Origin of the sequence: Sphingomonas sp. RIT328 (assembly GCF_000632225.1) — a bacterium.
Taxonomy (GTDB): Bacteria; Pseudomonadota; Alphaproteobacteria; order Sphingomonadales; family Sphingomonadaceae; genus Sphingomonas; species Sphingomonas kyungheensis.
The window spans coordinates 37,935-57,520 of record NZ_JFYV01000053.1 but is presented as its reverse complement, the minus strand read 5'-3'; the positions used below and the strand labels follow the sequence as shown (position 1 = coordinate 57,520).

The following is a 19,586-nucleotide window of genomic DNA, read 5'->3' as shown; positions in this document are numbered from 1 at the left end:
AGTCTGTGCGCAACTGCGGGATAAACGTTCCACGTGGAACATCATTTGCCGATGCAGAACCGCCCGAACAGCGCATCCAACATCACCTCAGTGGCATTCTGACCGAGGATCGATCCTAACGTTCGAACGGCATAACGAAGCTGTTCCGATACGATCAGCGGATCGTTGCTCATCCCGTCGAGAGCCGCCAGAGCCTCACCACACGCCGCCCGTTCGCTCTCCCGGAACGCCAGCGCATCCCCACGCGGCATCAGCATTTCCGCGCGTGACGCGATCATCGTCCATAGCGCCTCGACGCTCGCCGGATCGTTCTGCGCAACCGCGATCCCTGCCCCCGCCACCGGCACCCGGCCGGTGGCATCGCTACGCGCCTGCACCCAGATCGCATCCTCGCGCGGAGGTTCGTCGTCCCCCAACCACAGCAGCAGGTCGGCGCGCGCAATCGCATCGCCAGCTCGCGTTACTCCGATCCGCTCGATCGGATCGGCACTATCGGTCAGGCCGGCGGTATCGGTGAGGACATAGACCAGTCCCTGCCGCACCACGGTCGCCTCGATGCGGTCGCGCGTCGTGCCGGCGATATCCGACACGATCGCGACATCGCGCTGGCAGAGCAGATTGATCAGCGTCGACTTGCCGCTGTTCGGTGGGCCGCCCAGCACCACCTGAACGCCGTCGCGCAACCGCTCGACCGCCGGCGCGGCGAGCACATGATGCAGCTCCGCGGCGAGTGCGGCCATACCCTCATGTACCGCGGCAAGACCGTCGTCATCGCCGACGTCATCCTCATCGGCGAAGTCGAGCTGCGCCTCGGTCAGCGCGGCGAGCATCGCCAGCCGGTCGAGCCAGCCGCGCACCTGCTGGCTGACCCGGCCCTCCGCCGCAGCGAGCGCGGCGACGCGCTGCCGTTCGGTTTCTGCGGACAACAGATCGGCAAGGCCCGCCGCCTCGGCAACATCGATCCGGCCATTGGTGAGCGCGCGACGCGTGAACTCCCCGGCTTCGGCGGCGCGCATTTCCGGCTGTGCAGCGAGTGCACGCAGTATCGCTGTGATCACCGCCCGCCCGCCGTGGCAATGGAGTTCGGCGAGATCTTCGCCGGTCGCCGTTTTGGGTCCCGGAAAGGCGAGGACCAGAGCCCGGTCGAGCAAGGCGCCCTCGTCGTCACGCAACGCCCGCACCTGCGCCGTGCGTGGCGGGGGCAGACTGCCGGCCAGCCGCGCCACCGCCGCGAAGGCCTGCGGTCCGCTCACCCGGATCACGCCGATCCCCGCCGGCGCCGCACCGCTCGACAGCGCGAAGATCGTCTGCATCAGCTGCCCGACTTGCCCCCGGCGCCGGTCGCCTGATCGAACACCTGCCGCCATAAAGCGACGCTGGCATCGCCCATCGGCGACCAGCTGCGCATCAGATTCTCGAGCAGCTCGGGCCGTACCTGGCCGTTCATCGCTTCGAGCAGCGAGGCGACGTAGCGATCGTGCAGCGGTGTCAGATCGGGCAGGCCCATCGCCCGCCGGGCTTCCTCCGGGGTCAGATCCACGTTCACGGTCAGCTTCATACGCGTCACCCCTTGAGCAGCTCTCTGCCGCGCTGCATAGCTCAGCCCGCCCCCACGCGCGAGAGGACGCCATGACCAAGACCATCCAGATCGAGACACTCGACCACCGCGGCCAGTTCGACGTCTATGTCGCCGAGCCCGCCGGGACGCCGCGCGCCGCGATCGTCGTCATCCAGGAGATTTTCGGCGTTAACGCCGGCATCCGTGCCAAGGCCGACGCCTTCGCGGCGGAAGGCTATCTCGCGCTCGCCCCCGACCTGTTCTGGCAGATCGCTCCCGGCGTCGAACTCGACCCCGATGTGCCCGCCGAATTGCAGCGCGGGCTCGACCTGATGGGCCAGTTCGATCAGGACGCCGGCATCCGCGACATCGAGGCGACGATCCGCACGGCGCGCAGCCTGCTCAACGATGCCCAGTCCGACAGCGGTCTTGCCGCGCGCGTCGGCGCGGTCGGCTATTGCCTCGGCGGCCGCCTCGCCTTCATGACCGCGGCGCGCACCGACGTCGATGCGAGCGTCGGCTATTATGGCGTGGGTATCGACGGACTGCTCGGCGAGGCGCATGCGATCGCGCACCCGGTGCTGCTGCACGTGCCGCAGGAGGATCATTTCGTCGACAAGGATGCACAGGCGCGGATGCACGCCGGGCTCGACGATCATCCCAAGGTGACGCTGTACGATTACCCCGGCGAGGATCACGGCTTCGCCGCGCAATTCGGCCAGCGTCGTTCGGACGAGGCGGCGCAGCTCGCTGACCAGCGGACCGCCGCCTTCTTCGCCGAGCATCTCGGCTGATACGACAAGGGGGGCGTCGCGCCCCCCTTCCCGCTTACGCGAACAGCGTCATCACGCCGACCCGTGGATCGACCACGCCTTCGTAGATCATCTTGCCGGCAACGTAGAGGATGACGAGCAGGCCGACATAGGCGATCCAGCGATAGCGCTCGATATATTTGGCGATCAGGTTCGCGGCGATGCCCATCATCGCCACCGACAGCAGCAGACCGATGATGAGGATGCCGGGATGCTCGCGCGCCGCGCCGGCGACGGCAAGGACGTTGTCGAGGCTCATCGACACGTCGGCGACCGCGACCGCCCAGGCCGCCGCCGCAAAGCTGCGCGCCGGCTTGACCCCCGCCGCCTCGCCGTCTGCCGCGGCCTCGCCGCCGCCCTGACGCAGCTCGCGCCACATCTTCCACGCGACCCACAGCAGCAGGATACCGCCCGCGAAGATCAGCCCGATCACGCCGAGCAGCCAGCTCACCGCCAGCGCGAAGATGATCCGCAGCACCAAAGCCGCGAGGATGCCGATCAGGATGACCTTCTTGCGCTGATCGATCGGCAGGCCCGCGGCGAGCGCGCCGACGACGATGGCATTGTCGCCCGCGAGCACGACGTCGATCATCAGCACCTGCACGAAGGCGGCAAGCGCGGCCGGCGTGCCGATGTTGGCGAAGTCGTTGACGATATGCTGCCAGATTTCCGCCGGTGACCCCGGCCCGCTGGCGGCGGCGGCGCTCAGCATGGTGATGATGGACACGATACACACTCCCGGTTGATCGACCGGTCCATAACGCAGCAACGCGCGAAAGCCATCGAGCTTCCGCGCGTCGTCGATCCTGCCCTGACGGCTGCCATTCGTCCCCGCGTCGGCCGGCGGTCGGGGTGATCCTCCCCGCCCTCCGGCCAGCCGTGGCGCTTACTGGTTCATCGAGTCGAAGAAATCCTCATTGGTCTTCGAGTTCTTCATCTTGTCGAGCAGGAACTCCATCGCGTCGATCGTCCCCATCTGCATGAGGATGCGGCGCAGGACCCATTGCTTGGACAGCTTGTCCTTGTCGACCAGCAGCTCTTCCTTGCGGGTGCCCGACTTGCCGACGTCGAGCGCCGGGAAGACGCGCTTGTCGGCAACCTTGCGATCGAGCACGATTTCCGAATTGCCGGTGCCCTTGAACTCTTCGAAGATCACCTCGTCCATGCGGCTGCCGGTATCGATCAGCGCGGTGGCGATGATCGACAGCGAGCCGCCCTCCTCGATGTTGCGCGCCGCACCGAAGAAGCGCTTGGGACGCTGCAACGCATTGGCGTCGACGCCGCCGGTCAGCACCTTGCCCGACGACGGCACGACCGTGTTATAGGCGCGGCCGAGGCGGGTGATGCTGTCGAGCAGGATCACCACGTCCTTCTTGTGCTCGACGAGGCGCTTGGCCTTCTCGATCACCATTTCGGCGACCTGGACGTGGCGCTGTGCCGGCTCGTCGAAGGTCGAGGAGACGACCTCGCCCTTCACCGAACGCTGCATGTCGGTGACTTCCTCGGGCCGCTCGTCGATCAGCAGCACGATCAGGAACACCTCGGGGTGATTGTCCGAGATGGCGCGCGCGATGTTCTGCAGCATCACCGTCTTGCCGACGCGCGGCGGCGCGACGATCAGCGTGCGCTGGCCCTTGCCCTGCGGCGAGACGATGTCGATGACGCGGGCCGACTTGTCCTTCTGCGTCGGATCGGCGGGATCGAGCGTCAGCTTCGATTCCGGATAGAGCGGCGTGAGGTTGTCGAAGTTGACGCGATGGCGGACCGCATCGGGATCGTCGAAATTGACGCTGGTCAGCTTGGTCAGCGCAAAATAGCGCTCGCCGTCCTTGGGGGCGCGGATCTCGCCCTCGACCGTGTCGCCGGTGCGCAGGCCGTGCTTGCGCACCTGATTGGGCGAGACGTAGATGTCGTCCGGCCCGGCGAGGTAATTGGCTTCGGGCGACCGCAGGAAGCCGAAGCCGTCCTGCAACACCTCGATCGTGCCGAGGCCCATGATCTGGTCGCCATTCTCGGCCTGGACCTTGAGGATCGCGAACAACAGGTCCTGCTTGCGCAGCGTCGATGCGCCCTCGACCCCCAGCTCTTCGGCCATGCTGACCAGCTCGGCCGGGGTCTTTTTCTTCAAATCTCTAAGATGCATGGAATAATCCGAATGCGTAACGGGGAGCGGCTCAGATCGGCGAAGGACACGCAGCGACGGACAGCCAGGAGGAGAACGCGGAGTCGCCGGACGGCGGCTCTACGCGTGTTCAGGACGTAAGAGGACGAACCGGCTTCGTCAAGCGCGGTTACAGCAGGTCGCCATAATCGCGGGCGCTGTGGACAATGTGGAGGATAACGACGGCGTCGTCGGTGACCGTATAAAGGATCACATAACCGCTGTGACCACAACGACGTACCTGCTGATGCTGCCGCCCTTCGACGAGCGGATAACCGAACGGCAGATCACCTCTCGCCAGACATTTCGCATGGAGCCGCCTGACGAAGCGAACCGCCCGAGCGCGATCGTCGCGCGCGATATAGTCGCCGATCGCACGCAGATCGCGCGCAGCCCTGGCGGACAAACGAACCCTCATTTGCCCGTCGGTGACATCGCCTTGTAACGTGCTTCCAGTTCGGCGAAGACATCCTCTGCGGGACGGGTCCGCCCCGCTGCCATGTCAGCCAGCCCCTCGTCGATCGCAGCCTGGAGTGCTGTCCGTCGGGCCTCCCGCTCCTGAACGAGCCGCACGCCCTCGCGCAGCACGTCGTTCGAGGAGCCAAACCGCCCGTTCGCCACGAGTTCGGCGACGACCGCTTCCAGAGGCTGGCCAAGATCCGCGCTGATCACTCCCGTCTCCATCGTTGACGCGCGCGCATCCTATCAAAACGGCTTCACGAACGCCAAGACGACGATCACCGCACCGGCCAGCGCCGGCACCTCGTTGATCAGCCGCAGCCGCCGGCCGTCGAGGCGCATCTCGCCCCGCGCCAGCCGCTTGGCATAGCCGACCGCCCAGCCGTGATAGCCGCTGAGCAGCAGCACGAACGCCAGCTTGGCGTGGAGCCAGCCCTCGGCCCAATGCTGCCCCACCGTCGCCAGCGTCAGCCCGAGCAGCCAGACGAGGATCATCGCCGGCGTCAGGATGATCGACCGCAGCTTGCCCTCGCGCTCGACCCAGCGCGCGGCATCGTCGTCGCGCCCGGCGACCAGCGCCTCCTGATGATAGACGAGATACCGCGGCAGCATGAACAAGCCCGCCATCCAGAAGATGACGAAGATCACATGCGCCGCAACGATCCACAGATAGGCACCCGCCAGCACGTTCATCACGATCCCCTCACCCGCGCGACCAGTTGCTCGACATGCGCGATCGGCGTGAACTGGCCGATGCCATGGCCGAGGTTGAACACGTGCGGCCGGTCGCGGAAGGCGGCGAGCACGCGGTCGATCCCGTCATCCAGCGCCGGGCCGCCGGCGAGCAGCGCCAGCGGATCGAGATTGCCCTGCACCGGCATGCCGGCGGGCAGGGATCGATCCGCCCAGACCGGATCGACCGTCTCGTCCAAGCCGATCGCATCGACCCCCGTCTCGCGCGCATAAGCGGGCAGCTTGCCGCCGGCGCCCTTGGGGAAGCCGATGATGCACGCCTCGGGACAGCGCGCCCGCAGCCCGGCGACGATCGCCGCATTGGGTGCGATCACCCAGCGTTCGAACTGCGCCGGCGACAGCGATCCCGCCCAGCTGTCGAACAGCTGCACCGCCTCGACCCCCGCCGCGATCTGCCGGGCGAGATAGTCGATCGTCATCGTCACGATCGCATCGATGATCGCGCCGAAGGCCATCGGGTCACCATAGGCGAGGCCGCGGGTGTCGGCATGATCCTTCGATCCCTGCCCTGCGACCATATAGGTCGCCACCGTCCACGGCGACCCGGCGAAGCCCAGGAAGGTGGTCTGAGGCGGCAAGGCGGCCGCCACCCGCTCGCAGGTCGCATAGACCGGCTCGAGCCGCTCAGGCACCGCCTGGAGCGCGTTCAGCGCGTGATCGACCAACGGTGGCGCCAGCCGCGGTCCCTCGCCCGGCCCGAAGCTCAGCGCCTGTCCCAGCGCCCAGGGCACCATCAGGATATCGGAGAACAGGATCGCGCCGTCGAAGCCGAAGCGCCGGATCGGCTGCAGCGTTACCTCCGCCGCCGCGACCGGATCGGTGGCGAGCGCGAGAAAGCCACCCTTCTCCGCCCGCAGCGCGCGATACTCGGGCAGGTATCGCCCCGCCTGGCGCATCAGCCAGATCGGCGGCACCGCCGGCTTGGCACCGCGCAACGTGGCGAGCAGGGGCTTCACGGCGGACATGTTCACAGGATCGGACAGGGCCTTCTTCCTACTTAAGAAGATTCTAGAAAAGGATGATGCAGTGGTTGGCGCGTGGAACGCGGGATAAAGCATTTCATGCCCTAATCACCCACAGGTTGACCGGCAAGGATCGGCGGAAGCGCGTCGATTCGGGACCCGCCGCCAACACCATCCACAGGCTGTGGATAAAACTGTTCCCTGTGTGTGGCGATGTGGATGGAATCCGGTTTGTCCACGGCGTCGGCGTCGCTTGGCGGGGGCGCCGACTTGCCCTATCGCTTATGCCCATGTTGTCCACAGACTTGCGCGAGAGGGTCGATCAGCGGTCCGATCGCGATGCGCGCCCCGCTCCGACCGGCAACCCTGCGATTGCCGATTTTTCCGGCCGCCGTTGATGCGGCTCCATCTTCATCTGCTGTCGGACTCGACCGGCGAGACGCTCGAGAACATCGCCAAGGCGGCGCTCGCGCAATATGACGACGTCGAGACGGTGCGGCATTTCTGGCCGATGGTGCGGACCGAAGCGCATCTCGAACGCATCCTCCAGGAGATCGCGCAGAACCCCGGGCTGGTGATCTTCACGCTGGTCAACGTCGCGACGCGGCGCATCCTCGAGCAGCGTTGCCTCGCGCTCGGCCTGCCCGCGGTGGCGCCGCTCGATCCGGTCAACGATGCGCTGTCGGGGCTGCTCGGCCAGCAGGCCAAGGCGCGGCCGGGTCGCCAGCACGTGCTCGACGCCGCTTACTTCGCCCGCGTCGATGCGATCCAATGGACGATCGCGCATGACGACGGCATCGCCTCGGAGGATTGGGAGGAGGCGGATATCGTCCTTGCCGGCGTGTCGCGTTCGTCGAAGACGCCGACCTCCATCTATCTCGCCAACCGCGGCTGGAAAACGGCCAATATCCCGATCGTCGTCGAAAGCCCGCCGCCGCGCATCCTCTTCACGCTCAGCCGGCCGCTCGTCGTCGGGCTGACGACCAGCGCCGACCGGTTGATCCAGATCCGTCGCAACCGCCTGCTGTCGCTCAACCAGATGCCCGATACGCCCTATGTCGAGGAGGAAGCGGTGACGCGCGAGATCGCCTTCGCCCGCCGCATGTTCGCCGACAACGGCTGGCCGGTCATCGACGTCACCCGCCGCTCGATCGAGGAAACCGCCGCCGCGATCATCGCGCTGGCGAACGAGCGCAAGGTGGCGCGGTGAGGATGGTCCGTCGCTGGTCGAATACCTCTTCGCCGTCACGCCGTCTGGTGTCATTCCCGCCTGCGCTGGGATGACAGGGAGCCGATCGAAACCCAAAGGACGTCCGCATGATCCTCCTCGCCTCCCAGAGCGCCTCGCGCCGCGCGATGCTCACCGCCGCGGGCGTGCCGTTCGACGCGACCGCCGCCGGCGTCGATGAAGACGCCGCCAAGGCCTCGCTCGCCGACGCGCGGCCGCGCGACCTCGCCGATGCGCTCGCCGAGATGAAGGCGGTCAAGGTCAGCCTGCGTGCGCCCGGCCGGCTGGTGCTCGGCAGCGACAGCGTCGTCGCGCTCGCCGACGGCAGCCTGCTCGACAAGCCGGAGAGCCGCGACCAGGCCGCCGAGCATCTCGCCCGCATGTCCGGCGCGCGCCACGACCTGTGGAGCGCGGCGGTGATCGCCGAGAACGGCCGCCCGGTCTGGCGTCATGTCGAGGCGGCGCGGATGCACGTCCGCCCGCTGTCGCCCGCCTTCATCGATCAGTATCTCGATCAGGAATGGCCGGCGATCGCCGGCTGCGTCGGCTGCTACCGGATCGAGGGCCTGGGTGCGCAGCTGTTCCACAAGATCGAGGGCAGCCAGTTCACCGTGCTCGGCCTGCCGCTGCTCAACGTCCTCGACTATCTGAGAGTCCGCAAGGTGATCCCGTCATGACCAGCCCCTTTGCCGCGCCCGGCGACGGTCGCCCCTATGCGGAGGTGATCGGCGACCCCATCGCCCAGTCCAAGTCGCCGATCATCCACGGCTTCTGGCTGGAGCAGCTCGGGCTCGACGCGGCGTATCGCAAGACCCTGGTCGCGCCCGCCGATCTGCCCGCCTTCTTCGCGGCGCGGCGCGACGATCCCGACTGGCGCGGCTGCAACGTCACCATGCCGCACAAGCTCGCCGCGCTCGACCATGTCGAGGATCGCGGCGACGTGCGCGGCGGCATCGGCGCGATCAACACGGTGTTCCGCGCGGAGGATGGCGCCGCGGTCGGCACCAATACCGATGCCGGCGGTTTCTACGCGCCGCTCGCCGGGATCGACTTCGCCGGTCGCGCGGTGACGGTGATCGGCGCGGGCGGCGCGGCGCGCGCGATCCTGTTCGCGCTGGCACGGATGGAGGTCGGCGCGGTGACGCTGCTCAACCGCAACGTGCTCAAGGCCGGCTTGCTGCTTTCCGCCTTCAAGCTCAAGGGGCAGGCGCTGCCGCTCACCGCACCGCTGCCCGACGATACCGCATTGCTCGTCAACGCCAGCACGCTCGGCATGACGGGGCAGCCGCCGCTCACGCTCGACCTGTCGCCGCTCGACGAGGAGGCGATCGTCTACGACATCGTCTATTCGCCGCTCGAAACGCCGCTGCTCGCCGCGGCGCGCGCCCGCGGGCTCGAGACGGTCGACGGGCTCGAGATGCTGATCGGTCAGGCGGCGCTCGCCTTCGAACTGTTCTTCGGCGAGGCGCCGCCGCGGACCCGCGACGATGCGCTACGGGCGTTGCTGCTCGGATGATCGTGCTCGGCCTGACCGGCTCGATCGGCATGGGCAAGTCGACCGTCGCGGCGATGTTCGCCGCCGAGGGCGTGCCCGTCTTCGATGCCGATGCCGCGGTGCATCGCCTGCAGGGTCCGGGCGGGCGGCTCGTCGCCGCGATCGAGGCGGCGTTTCCTGGCACCACCGGCGCGGGCGGAGTCGATCGCCCTGCCCTCGCCGCCGCGGTGCTCGGCGACGATGCGGCGATGAAGCGGCTGGAGGGAATCGTCCATCCCGCCGTCGCGGTCGAGCGCGCCGCCTTCCTCGCCGCGCATGCCGACGCCCCGCTCGTCGTCTTCGACGTGCCGCTGTTGTTCGAGACCGGCGGCGATGCGCAGGTCGACGCCACCGTCGTCGTCTCCGCCGCGGCCGAGGTGCAGCGCGCCCGCACGCTTGCCCGCCCCGGCATGACCGAGGCAAAGTTCGACGCGATCCTCGCCCGCCAGCTGCCCGATGCGGCAAAGCGCGCGCGCGCGACGCATGTCGTCGCCACCGACGTGTCGCTCGACCACACGCGCGCCGCGGTTCGCCGCGTCATCGCTTGCATGGCGGCGCGCGCAGGCGGATAACGTCCCGATGCGCGAGATCGTCTTCGACACCGAAACCACCGGATTGAGCTTTGCCGGCGGTGACCGGCTCGTCGAGATCGGGTGCGTCGAGATGATCAACCGGGTCGAGACCGGCCGCACCTTCCACGCGTATTATCACCCCGAGCGCAACATGCCCGCCGAGGCGCAGGCGGTGCACGGCATCTCGGAGGCGTTTCTCAGCGACAAGCCGAAATTCGCCGAGGCGGTCGACGATCTCATCGCCTTCCTCGACGATGCGCCGCTCGTCGCGCACAATGCCGGCTTCGACTTTTCCTTCCTCAACGGCGAGTTGCAGCGCTGCGGCCGGCCGATCGTCCACGTCAAGCGGATGGTCGACACGTTGCAGATCGCGCGCAGCCGCCATCCCGGCGCCAAACATACGCTCGACGCCCTGTGTTCGCGCTTCGGCATCGACCGCTCGCACCGCGTCCTCCACGGCGCGCTGCTCGACGCGCAGTTGCTCGCGCAGGTCTATGTCGAACTGCTCGGCGGTCGCCAGATCGGGCTCGGCCTGGTCAGCGACGTGCCCATCGCTACCACGACCCAGGTCGCGGTACGCCGCCCCGTCACCGTCCGGCCGCCGCGGCAGTTCCGCGCCTCCGAGGCGGAACTTGCCGCCCATGCGGCTTTTGTTGCGAAGCTGCAGGACCCGCTGTGGGGGGTCGCGGCGTTGGAATGACGCCAACCGGGTGAAGGCCAACAGGCCAGCCCCATAACCATGGAGACTATAATGGATATCCGGATTTCAGGTCATCAGGTCGCAACCGGCGACGCGCTCAAGGATCATGTGAGCGACCGACTTCAGGGTATCGCCAGCAAGCATTTCGAACGTGCCATCTCGGCCGAGGTGACGTTCGGCAAGGGGCCGCATGACGTCGGCTTCCGATGCGATATCGTCGTGCATGTCATGAAGGGCCTGGTGCTCAAGGGCAGCCATCAGGCGCAGGAGGCGCATCCCGCCTTCGACGCCGCCGCCGCCAAGATCGAGACGCAGCTGCGCCGCTACATGCGCCGGCTCAAGGATCGCCACGCCAGCGAGGCGGTCGCCGCGCAGGAGGACCTCGGCTATGACAATGCCGGCTACACGCTCTTCCAGGAGCCGGCGCAGAGCGACGAGGACGTCGGCGACGCGCCGCTGATCATCGCCGAGACGCGCGTCGACATTCCCGACGCCAGCGTGTCGGATGCGGTGATGATGCTCGATCTGCGCAACACCGCCGCGCTGATGTTCCGCAACGCCGGCACCGGATCGTACAACATGGTCTATCGGCGCGGCGACGGCACGATCGGTTGGGTTGAGCCGCAGCGCGAGGTCGCGCAGCAGCCCGCCGCCGGTTGATCTTCCCCTGCCCCGCCGGTTTGGCTACAGCCCCCGGCGGGGCCACCAATCGAGTCATGCATGCACGATTTCAGCGATCTGCTGCGCCCTGAGGCGGTCTACGAAGGTATCGCCGCCGCGCACAAGAAGGCGCTGTTCGCGCAGCTCGCCCTTGCCGCCGAGACGCTCGGGTTCGACGGCAAGCTCACCGCCGAACGACTCGCCGCGCGCGAGAAGATCGGCTCGACCGGCTTCGGCGGCGGCGTCGCCATTCCGCATGCGCGCCTGCCCGGCCTCGGTGCGGTATCGGGTATCTTCATGCGACTGGCGCAGCCGATCGAATTCGACGCGGTCGATACGCTGCCGGTCGACCTCGTCTTTACCCTGCTCTCGCCGGTCGATGCGGGTGCCGAGCATCTCAAGGCGCTCGCCCGCGTCTCGCGCCGGCTGCGCGACCGCACTTTTCTCGCCAAGCTGCGCGGTGCGGGATCGCCGGATGCGCTCTACGCGCTGTTCACCGCCGACGCGGCGCGCGATGCCGCCTGACGCCGGCGCGCTCGCGCATTTCCGCGCGCTGGAGTCGCTCTACGCCGCCGCGCCGATCAACCGAATGTTCGAATCGCGGCTCGAGGTGGTCGAGGCGGGTGTCGCGCGCATCCACTTCCGGCTGACCGAGGATCATTATCACGCCGCCGGCGCAGTGCACGGCACCAGCTATTTCAAGATGCTCGACGACGCCGCTTTCTATGCCGCGAACAGCCTCGTCACCGATCGCTTCCTGCTCACCACCGCGTTCAACCTGCTGCTCACCCGCCCGCTCAAGGCGGGACCGGTGGTGGCCGAGGGGCGGTGGATCAGCGGCAAGCGGCGCGTCTACGTCGCCGATGCCCGGCTGATCGATGCCGAGGGGGAGGAGGTCGCGCGCGGCACCGGCACCTTCATGCGCTCGCAGATCGCGCTGTCCGGCCTGCCCGGCTATCGCAGCGCGTGACCGCGCGGCTGCCGACGCAGCTCGTCGTCGGCGCGCTGCTCCGCCGCGTCAACGACGCCGGCGGCATCGCCATGGTGCGGGCGCGCGGCGAGGCGCAGGGCGGGGCGATCCTGCTGCTGATCGAACAGCGCGACGGCCCGACGCGCGTGCTCGAACGCCGGATCGACTTTGATGGGGAAGCGACTCTGGCCGATTCGGCCGTGACCGGGGATGTCGAAGGCTATTGGCGGCGGCGGCGTCAATCCGATCCGGATTTGTGGGTAATCGAACTGGACATCCCGGAAGCCGAACGGTTCGCCGCTGAAACGATCGCGTCGAATTGACTATGACAGCCCCGTGACGAAAGCCGCGCGCACAGTGAATGCGCGTTGTGCCGCGCCCGGGTGCGATCCGGGGTGGTGACGCAGTCGGGGGGACGCCCGGACGATCGGCCTGGCCGATCGGGTCCGTGATCTCACCGCACATCGAAGACGTAGATGACGATTATGCAGCGCGCCGCGGCCATCGCGGCGATGACTTTCTCTCTGGCGGGCCTGATAAGCCACAGCTCGCCCGTCAAGGCATCGGATATCGATCGCACCGCGATCCCTGCGCCTGCCTCGACCATCCGCATCATCAATGCGGTCAGCCCCGTCTCGGTTCCCGTCCCGGTCGCCGCCGATCCCGCTCCTACCGTCAGCGCCGCTCCGCAGGCTGCGATGGTTCAGCCGAGCCCGACCGAAGAGCAGGACGAGGACGATCATTACAACAGCCTCGCCGAAGCCGTCGCCGCGCAGGACGCCGACGATATCGATTCGTCGCAGCGCTGCCTCGCCGGTGCGATCTATTTCGAGTCGAAGGGCGAGCCGCTCGCCGGCCAGCTTGCCGTCGCCAACGTGATCATCAACCGCTCCAAGTCGGGCCGCTTCCCGACCGACATCTGCTCGGTCGTCAAGCAGCGTGGCCAGTTCAGCTTCGTGCGCGGCGGTGAGATCCCGTCGATCGACCAGGGCCGTGCCAGCTACCGCACCGCGCTCGCCGTCGCCAAGATCGCGCTGGCCGCAGCTTGGGAGAGCCCGGCACCCAAGGCGTTGTTCTTCAATACGCCGAACCGCCGCCCGGCCGGCAACGTCATCAAGATCGCAAGCATCGGCAACCACGTCTTCTATCGCTGAGACGCGACGGACGGGCTTGCTCCGTTCGCATAATGTTCCTAAGCGGGGGTCATGTTGGACATGGCCCCCGCTTCGTGTTTGGACGGCGGCGATGCCGCACTTTGCGCTGCGGATGTCGCCCGCGGCGTGACGCGGATGTTGCTGCGCCACGATCTCACCACCATCGCCGAAGTGCCGCTCGACGGCGGTCGCCGGGCCGACCTGATGGCGATCGACGCGCGCGGCCAGCTCGTCGTCGTCGAGATCAAGGTATCGCGCGCCGATCTGCTCGGCGACGGCAAATGGCCGGACTATCTCGCGCATTGCGATCGATATTACTGGGCGGTGCCGGCGGGATTCGACACGGGTCCGCTCGACGGCGCCGCCTTCCTCCCCGAACGGACCGGGGTGATCGTCGCCGACCGCTACGATGCCGCGATCATCCGCGAGGCGCATACCGTGCCGCTGCCCGCGCACGTCCGCAAACGTTGCACGCTCGCCTTCGCGCGCCGCGCGGCGCTGCGGCTGACCGGGATGATCGATCCGGAGGCGTTCACCGCCTAGGTTCGAGTCGCGCCGGCAATTCGGGTCTTTCGGGTTCGCGTAGAGGCGCGGAGGGCGCAGAGAGGTTGCCCTTTGCGCGGCTGGTGCTCCCTGTCCCTATGGGGACAGAGACGTGCAATCATCCCGCGCCAGCCTCGGCGATCCCGCTACAGCTGATGGCCGGTGCGATCGCGCTTGGTGGCGAGATAGCGCGCATTGTGCGGGTTCGGCGGCAGGGCGTGCGGCACGCGCTCGATCACATCGATCCCCGCAGCTTCCAGTCCCTCGACCTTGGCGGGATTGTTGGTCATCAGCCGCACCTGCGTCTGGCCGAGCAGTTCCAGCATCCGCGCGGCGACGCCGAAATCGCGGGCATCGACCGCAAAGCCCAATCGCGTATTGGCATCGACCGTGTCGAATCCCTGATCCTGCAAGGCATAGGCGCGCAGCTTGTTGACCAAGCCGATGCCGCGTCCTTCCTGCCGCAGATACAACAGGATGCCCCAGCCGTTCGCTGCGATCGCCGTTATCGCGGCATGCAATTGCGGGCCGCAGTCGCATTTGAGGCTACCGAGCACGTCGCCGGTGAGGCATTCGCTGTGCAGCCGGACCAGCGGCGGCGCGCCGTTGGGCTGGCCGATCAGCAGCGCGACATGTTCGTCGCTTGAATCGGGCGCGCGGAAGGCGACGATCTCCGCCTGTTCGGCACCGTCGACCGGCAAGCGCGCGCGCGTCGCCAGCCGGAGCGCGCGTGCGTCCTGATGCGCATCGATCGCCTGCGGGGTGACCGTCACTTCGGCGCCAATGCCGTCGAGGAAGAAGGCGGGAAGCAGCCCGGCGATCCGCGCCAGCCGGATCGCCGCGAGACCCGCCGCGGTCGCATCGACCGGGGCGGTGCGGAACGGCCCCTTCATCGGCGTCGCCAGATCGAGCTGCGGATCGGCCAGCGCAAGCGCGGTCGAGAAATCGAGCCACGGCGCCGCGGCGACCACCACCGGACTGTCCGGATCGGCGGCGGCGAGCTGGTTGGTCAGCTTGAGCGTCGCGGCTCGGCCGTGGGAGATCAGCACCTTGCCTGGTTCATTCTGGGTGAACGCCTGCCATCCCGCCGGATCGGCCGTCTCGATCGCGAGCAGCGACAGCGGCGTCTCGCCCGGCGCCTGCATGGCGATCGGCCAGCCGCGGCGCATCGCATCGATCGCGCGGGCGACGGCGCGCGCGTCGGTCACCAGTCGAACTCGGTCATGATCGGCACATGGTCCGACGGCTTGAGCCAGCTGCGGCAATCCTCGTGTACGCTATGCGCCACCGCCTGCGCCGCGACATCGCGGGTCGCCCACATATGATCGAGCCGCCGGCCGCGATCGTTCTTGGTCCAGTCGGGCGAGCGATAGCTCCACCAGGTGTGGAGCCGCGCCGGGGCAGGGTGGAAGTGCCGGCCGAGATCGACCCAGTCGTTCGACGCCTGCAGCCGGTCGAGCGCCTCGACCTCGATCGGCGTATGGCTCACCGTCTTGAGCAGCGCCTTGTGGCTCCACACGTCGCTCGGCAGCGGCGCGATGTTGAAGTCGCCGGTGAGGATCGTCGGGACCGCCAGATCCGCCGACCAGCGCGTCATCCGCTCGAGAAAGTCGAGCTTCTGCCCGAACTTGGCGTTGACCGCCCGATCCGGCACGTCGCCGCCGGCGGGGACGTAGACATTCTCCAGCCGCACGCCGTTGGGCAGCCGCACGCCGATATGCCGCGCCTCGCGATTGGCCTGCCAGTCGAACCGATCATCGGCGACGATCGGCACGCGGCTGAGGATCGCAACGCCGTGATGCATCCGCTGGCCGTGGATGACGGTGTGGACATAGCCGAGCGCGTGGAACGCCTCGTGCGGGAAGTCCTCGTCGACCACCTTGGTTTCCTGGAGGCACAGGATATCCGGCGCGACCTCGCGCAGGAACTGCTCGACGATGGCGATCCGGAAGCGGACGGAATTGATATTCCACGATACGATCTTCACGCCGCCGCATCTAGGCAATGGGGCAGGGGCGGGCAAGGTGGACACCGGCCGCCGCGCGCCCAAACAGAAAGGCCCCCGCTCCGGGGGCATGGAGCGAGGGCCGACCTGGCGTTCGTCACGCAGGCGGGAAGGGGGTTGTCCATCCGGGCAACAGGGGGAAAAATCCCGGACGCCCCACATCCGCAATGGGGTATTTACGCCCGCCAACCTGTCGCGATGATGAATGGCGAGGGCATTTCGCGTTCATTATCGCGTAGTTGACCGCCGTGGGTCGACCCATTTGAACGTTCCGTCGCTAACCGGCACGCCGAAGCGCTGATTGGTCAGGCGAATCGTCGTGCGGTTGTTCTGGCTGTCGAGCTGCACCCAGCCTTGCAGCGCGAGTCCTGCCGGCGCCGCGGCGTCGCGGGCGAAGATCATCGTGATCCGGCCGATCTCGGGATGTTTGGGATCGCTCGCCTCGACCGAGACGACCCGGTCGTTGCCGGTCTGCACCAGCCGGGCGTAGCGGCTGATGTCGCGACTCGGATCGAGCAGCACCGACAGCGGCGAATTCTTGATCGGCCAGCGCTGCACCTGCCGCACCGAATAATCGATGAAGGTGAGCGCGCCGCCCTCCGCGACGATCAGGATCGGCACGCCCTTCTCATATTGGAAGCGCAGCTTGCCCGGGCTCTTGAGCGTGAAGGTGCCGGTCAGCACCTTGCCGGTGCGATCGGTCTGGGTGAAGCCGGCGGTCATCGTCGTCAGCGCCTGGAGATGGCGTTGCACCGCGGCAAGATCGCCGGTCTGCGCCTGAACGGCAACGGGAGCGCTGAGCGCGGCGGCAAGGGCGAAAGCGGATCGGATCATGCGGGTCCTGATGGGCAAGGGGCGTTGAATGGCCGCTTAACTGCGCAACCGGGATGGTGGGTCCCGACGCGCCCGGTCAGCGATGCGGAGCGGCGGCCGGTGCGCGTCGGAGGAGGGTGCGTACAATCAAGCGCCCGCTCGCGGAGATCCGTGCTTCGACAGGCTCGGCACGAACGATGGAGGAGGCCTTTCATCCTACCGTTGGCCCTGACCCTGTCGAAGGGCGGGTAGCACACGGCCCCCCCCGCCGCCGACGTCAGATCGCATGCCCCTCGGTATCGCGCAGCACCTCGCGGCGGCCGACGTGATCGGGGCGGCTGACGATGCCGTCCTTCTCCATCTTCTCGATCAGCCGCGCCGCGGAATTGTAGCCGATGCGCAACTGGCGCTGGAGCCAGCTGGTCGACGCCTTCTGCGATTCGCACACCAGCTGGATCGCGCTGCGATATTGCTGGTCCTCGGCGGAATCCTCCCCCTCCGGCGCGCCTTCCAGCGCGAAGCTCTCCTCGGGCTCCTCGGTGACCGAGGTGATATAGTCGGGCTGGCCCTGCGCGCGCCAGTGATCGGCGATATGGTGGACCTCGTCGTCGCTGACGAAGGGGCCGTGGACGCGGACGATGCCCTTGCCGCCGGGCATGTAGAGCATGTCGCCCTTGCCGAGCAGCTGTTCGGCGCCCTGTTCGCCGAGGATGGTGCGCGAATCGATCTTGCTGGTGACGTGGAAGCTGATCCGCGTCGGCAGATTGGCCTTGATGACGCCGGTGATGACGTCGACCGACGGGCGCTGCGTCGCCATGATCAGGTGGATGCCCGCGGCGCGCGCCTTCTGCGCCAGCCGCTGGATCAGGAATTCGACCTCCTTGCCCGCGGTCATCATCAGGTCGGCGAGCTCGTCGACGATGACGACGATCTGCGGCAGCGGTTCGTAGTCGAGCTGCTCCTCCTCATAGACCGGCTGGCCGGTCTCGGGATGATAGCCGGTCTGGACGCGGCGGCCGAGCCGCTGGCCCTTCGCCTTGGCGGCGCGCACCTTGTCGTTGAAGCCGGCGAGGCTGCGCACGCCGACCGAGGACATCTGGCGATAGCGGTCCTCCATCGTCTCAACCGCCCATTTCAGCGCGCGCACCGCCTTGGCGGGATCGGTGACGACCGGCGACAGCAGATGCGGAATATCGTCGTACATGCTCAGTTCGAGCATCTTGGGATCGATCATGATCATCCGGCACTGGTCGGGTGTCAGCCGGTAGAGCAGCGACAGGATCATGCAGTTCAGCCCGACCGACTTGCCCGAGCCGGTGGTGCCGGCGACGAGCAGGTGCGGCATCGGCGCGAGATCGGCGATCACCGGGTCGCCGGCGATGTTCTTGCCGAGGATGATCGGCAGCTGCGCCGCCTGATCCTCGAACGTCTGGCTGCCGACCAGCTCGTGCAGCGACACCGATTCGCGCTTCTGGTTGGGCAGTTCGATGCCGATGACGTTGCGCCCCGGGATCACCGCGACGCGCGCCGACACCGCCGACATGTTGCGCGCGATATCGTCGGCGAGCGCGATGACGCGGCTCGCCTTGATGCCGGGGGCGGGCTCCAGCTCGTACATCGTCACGACCGGGCCGGGACGCACCTCGTTGATGACGCCGTGCACCTTGAAATCGTCGAGGACGTTCTCGAGCAGGCGCGCATTGCGTTCGAGCGCCGCCTTGTCGATCGTGCCCTTGGGCGCGGGCGGCGCCGGGGTGAGCAGGTCGAGCGAGGGCAGGGTGTAGCTGTGACCGAGGTCGAGGCTCTGCTGGCGCGGCTTGGGCTTCGCCGCCGACGGTGCCGAGCTGCGGTCGGCGATGACGGGGGCCGGGCGCGGATCGGGCTCGGCGAGCGCGCGTGGTTCGACCTTGCGGGCGAGCTGCAACGGCTCGTCGGCAAGGTCATCGTCATAATCGTCGTCGTCCTCGACGTCATAGGCGTCGGTGACCGAATCGTCCGCGGTCCGCACGCGACGCAGCCGGAAGCGCCGTTCGCCGAGGTCGATCTCGAGGCTCTTCGCCCAGATGATGATGCCGCCGACTCCCGCCGCGAGGCCGACGCCGCGCGCCAGCCAGCGCGCCACGCCGGGCTGGCCGAGGAAGCCGAGCGCCCATTGCACGGCGTGCGCGACGGCGAGGCCGATGATGCCGCCCCAGCCGGCGGGGAGCGCGAGCACCGACGAATCGGAGACGAAGGCGAGCGCCGCCGCCATCAGCGCGACGCCGATCGCCGCATTGCGCAGCATCGCCGCCCAGCGCCCCGGCGGCTGATCGCGCCACAGGCGCAACGCGACGATCGGCGCGACCGGCAGCAGCAGCGCCACCGCCGGCCCGAACAGGGTGAGCGCGCAATCGGCGAACCACGCCCCCGGCGGCCCCGCCCAGTTGAGGATCGGTCCGCCCGATGCGGTGTTGAGCGCCGCGTCGCTGGCATGGTAGCTGGCCAGCGCCAGCACCATCAGCACGGTGAGGAGGAACAGCGCGATCGCGGCGATCAACGCACCGCCCCGCACCGCCCCTGCCTTCACCGTCTCACGCAACAGCCCTGGCTGCGCACGGCTCGCCATTCCCAGTTCCTTCAATGTGCGAAATGCGCCGGAATCATCGGGCCGCCGGTGCGTTACGTCAAGGCAGTTGGCGACAGGCCGATTGGCACCCGCGCGG

At 67.8% G+C, this 19,586-nt stretch carries 24 protein-coding genes; 12 read left to right on the top strand and 12 right to left on the bottom strand.

Translation table 11 applies throughout. The annotated features are described in order from the left end of the window. Positions 1 to 41: 41 nt before the first annotated feature. Together mnmE and BW41_RS17050 are read right to left on the bottom strand one after the other, a co-directional pair. Positions 42 to 1,313 (bottom strand): tRNA uridine-5-carboxymethylaminomethyl(34) synthesis GTPase MnmE, encoded by a 1,272-nt coding sequence (gene mnmE, locus BW41_RS17055; RefSeq protein ID WP_081793173.1) that lies wholly within the window; start codon positions 1,311 to 1,313, stop codon positions 42 to 44. Beyond that, entirely contained in the window at positions 1,313 to 1,558 is a 246-nt protein-coding gene (locus BW41_RS17050) for a DUF6489 family protein (RefSeq protein ID WP_037535931.1), read from the bottom strand. Before BW41_RS17050 ends, mnmE begins: the two co-directional genes overlap by 1 nt. A 71-nt stretch (positions 1,559 to 1,629) precedes the next feature. Here BW41_RS17050 and BW41_RS17045 point away from each other — a divergent pair, with 71 nt between their 5' ends. After that, positions 1,630 to 2,352, top strand: a complete 723-nt coding sequence (locus tag BW41_RS17045; protein WP_037535929.1) for a dienelactone hydrolase family protein — start codon at positions 1,630 to 1,632, stop codon at positions 2,350 to 2,352. A gap of 34 nt (positions 2,353 to 2,386) precedes the next feature. Here BW41_RS17045 and BW41_RS17040 read toward each other — a convergent pair whose 3' ends face one another. The 6 genes from BW41_RS17040 to hemE form a co-directional block, all read right to left on the bottom strand. Continuing rightward, entirely contained in the window at positions 2,387 to 3,082 is a 696-nt protein-coding gene (locus tag BW41_RS17040; protein WP_037536165.1) for a YjbE family putative metal transport protein, read from the bottom strand. Between the two features lie 174 nt (positions 3,083 to 3,256). Beyond that, positions 3,257 to 4,513: a transcription termination factor Rho gene (gene rho / locus BW41_RS17035; protein WP_037535927.1), complete on the bottom strand. Its 1,257-nt coding sequence runs from the start codon at positions 4,511 to 4,513 to the stop codon at positions 3,257 to 3,259. A 148-nt stretch (positions 4,514 to 4,661) separates the two neighbouring features. After that, on the bottom strand, positions 4,662 to 4,937 hold the full coding sequence (locus BW41_RS17030) for a type II toxin-antitoxin system RelE/ParE family toxin (protein WP_200870459.1): 276 nt from the start codon (positions 4,935 to 4,937) through the stop codon (positions 4,662 to 4,664). A gap of 8 nt (positions 4,938 to 4,945) precedes the next feature. Further along, positions 4,946 to 5,203, bottom strand: coding sequence for a type II toxin-antitoxin system ParD family antitoxin (locus BW41_RS17025; RefSeq protein WP_037536163.1), 258 nt, complete (start codon positions 5,201 to 5,203; stop codon positions 4,946 to 4,948). A gap of 33 nt (positions 5,204 to 5,236) precedes the next feature. Further along, on the bottom strand, positions 5,237 to 5,683 hold the full coding sequence (locus BW41_RS17020; protein ID WP_037535924.1) for a CopD family protein: 447 nt from the start codon (positions 5,681 to 5,683) through the stop codon (positions 5,237 to 5,239). Beyond that, the gene (gene hemE, locus BW41_RS17015; RefSeq protein ID WP_051583643.1) at positions 5,683 to 6,708 is read right to left on the bottom strand and encodes a uroporphyrinogen decarboxylase; all 1,026 of its coding nucleotides are present in this window, start codon (positions 6,706 to 6,708) and stop codon (positions 5,683 to 5,685) included. Before hemE ends, BW41_RS17020 begins: the two co-directional genes overlap by 1 nt. 394 nt (positions 6,709 to 7,102) lie before the next feature. Between hemE and BW41_RS17010 the strand changes: the two genes are divergently transcribed. The 11 genes from BW41_RS17010 (at position 7,103) to BW41_RS16960 (ending at position 14,066) form a co-directional block, all read left to right on the top strand. Then, positions 7,103 to 7,915, top strand: a complete 813-nt coding sequence (locus BW41_RS17010; protein WP_443026756.1) for a pyruvate, water dikinase regulatory protein — start codon at positions 7,103 to 7,105, stop codon at positions 7,913 to 7,915. Between the two features lie 107 nt (positions 7,916 to 8,022). After that, positions 8,023 to 8,610 (top strand): Maf family protein, encoded by a 588-nt coding sequence (locus BW41_RS17005; RefSeq protein WP_081793172.1) that lies wholly within the window; start codon positions 8,023 to 8,025, stop codon positions 8,608 to 8,610. Continuing rightward, entirely contained in the window at positions 8,607 to 9,449 is an 843-nt protein-coding gene (gene aroE / locus BW41_RS17000) for a shikimate dehydrogenase (RefSeq protein WP_051583641.1), read from the top strand. Before BW41_RS17005 ends, aroE begins: the two co-directional genes overlap by 4 nt. Next, positions 9,446 to 10,039, top strand: a complete 594-nt coding sequence (gene coaE, locus BW41_RS16995; protein WP_037535922.1) for a dephospho-CoA kinase — start codon at positions 9,446 to 9,448, stop codon at positions 10,037 to 10,039. The genes aroE and coaE overlap by 4 nt, the downstream gene beginning before the upstream one ends. Before the next feature lie 7 nt (positions 10,040 to 10,046). Further along, the gene (dnaQ, locus tag BW41_RS16990) at positions 10,047 to 10,739 is read left to right on the top strand and encodes a DNA polymerase III subunit epsilon (protein ID WP_037535921.1); all 693 of its coding nucleotides are present in this window, start codon (positions 10,047 to 10,049) and stop codon (positions 10,737 to 10,739) included. Between the two features lie 51 nt (positions 10,740 to 10,790). Continuing rightward, positions 10,791 to 11,399, top strand: a complete 609-nt coding sequence (gene hpf / locus BW41_RS16985; protein ID WP_037535919.1) for a ribosome hibernation-promoting factor, HPF/YfiA family — start codon at positions 10,791 to 10,793, stop codon at positions 11,397 to 11,399. A 60-nt stretch (positions 11,400 to 11,459) separates the two neighbouring features. Further along, a complete protein-coding gene (locus BW41_RS16980; protein WP_037535918.1) occupies positions 11,460 to 11,924 on the top strand; it encodes a PTS sugar transporter subunit IIA in 465 nt (154 codons plus the stop codon). Then, positions 11,914 to 12,369, top strand: coding sequence for a PaaI family thioesterase (locus tag BW41_RS16975; protein ID WP_037535917.1), 456 nt, complete (start codon positions 11,914 to 11,916; stop codon positions 12,367 to 12,369). Before BW41_RS16980 ends, BW41_RS16975 begins: the two co-directional genes overlap by 11 nt. After that, positions 12,366 to 12,692 (top strand): DUF1491 family protein, encoded by a 327-nt coding sequence (locus BW41_RS16970; protein WP_037535915.1) that lies wholly within the window; start codon positions 12,366 to 12,368, stop codon positions 12,690 to 12,692. Before BW41_RS16975 ends, BW41_RS16970 begins: the two co-directional genes overlap by 4 nt. Before the next feature lie 153 nt (positions 12,693 to 12,845). After that, positions 12,846 to 13,523 carry a cell wall hydrolase gene (locus BW41_RS16965; RefSeq protein ID WP_037535913.1) on the top strand — a complete coding sequence of 226 codons (678 nt, stop codon included), beginning with the start codon at positions 12,846 to 12,848 and terminating at the stop codon, positions 13,521 to 13,523. Positions 13,524 to 13,574: 51 nt separating this feature from the next. After that, positions 13,575 to 14,066, top strand: a complete 492-nt coding sequence (locus BW41_RS16960; protein WP_037535911.1) for an MmcB family DNA repair protein — start codon at positions 13,575 to 13,577, stop codon at positions 14,064 to 14,066. A gap of 146 nt (positions 14,067 to 14,212) precedes the next feature. Here the strand turns inward: BW41_RS16960 and ribA are convergent, their stop codons facing one another. From ribA to BW41_RS16940, 4 genes are all read right to left on the bottom strand, one after another. Further along, positions 14,213 to 15,235: a GTP cyclohydrolase II gene (gene ribA / locus BW41_RS16955; protein ID WP_051583658.1), complete on the bottom strand. Its 1,023-nt coding sequence runs from the start codon at positions 15,233 to 15,235 to the stop codon at positions 14,213 to 14,215. Positions 15,236 to 15,270: 35 nt separating this feature from the next. After that, positions 15,271 to 16,053 carry an exodeoxyribonuclease III gene (xth, locus tag BW41_RS16950; protein WP_037535907.1) on the bottom strand — a complete coding sequence of 261 codons (783 nt, stop codon included), beginning with the start codon at positions 16,051 to 16,053 and terminating at the stop codon, positions 15,271 to 15,273. 246 nt (positions 16,054 to 16,299) lie between these two features. Beyond that, a complete protein-coding gene (locus BW41_RS16945; protein WP_037535906.1) occupies positions 16,300 to 16,905 on the bottom strand; it encodes a LolA family protein in 606 nt (201 codons plus the stop codon). 256 nt (positions 16,906 to 17,161) lie between these two features. Then, on the bottom strand, positions 17,162 to 19,489 hold the full coding sequence (locus BW41_RS16940) for a DNA translocase FtsK (protein WP_037535904.1): 2,328 nt from the start codon (positions 19,487 to 19,489) through the stop codon (positions 17,162 to 17,164). Positions 19,490 to 19,586: the final 97 nt, after the last annotated feature.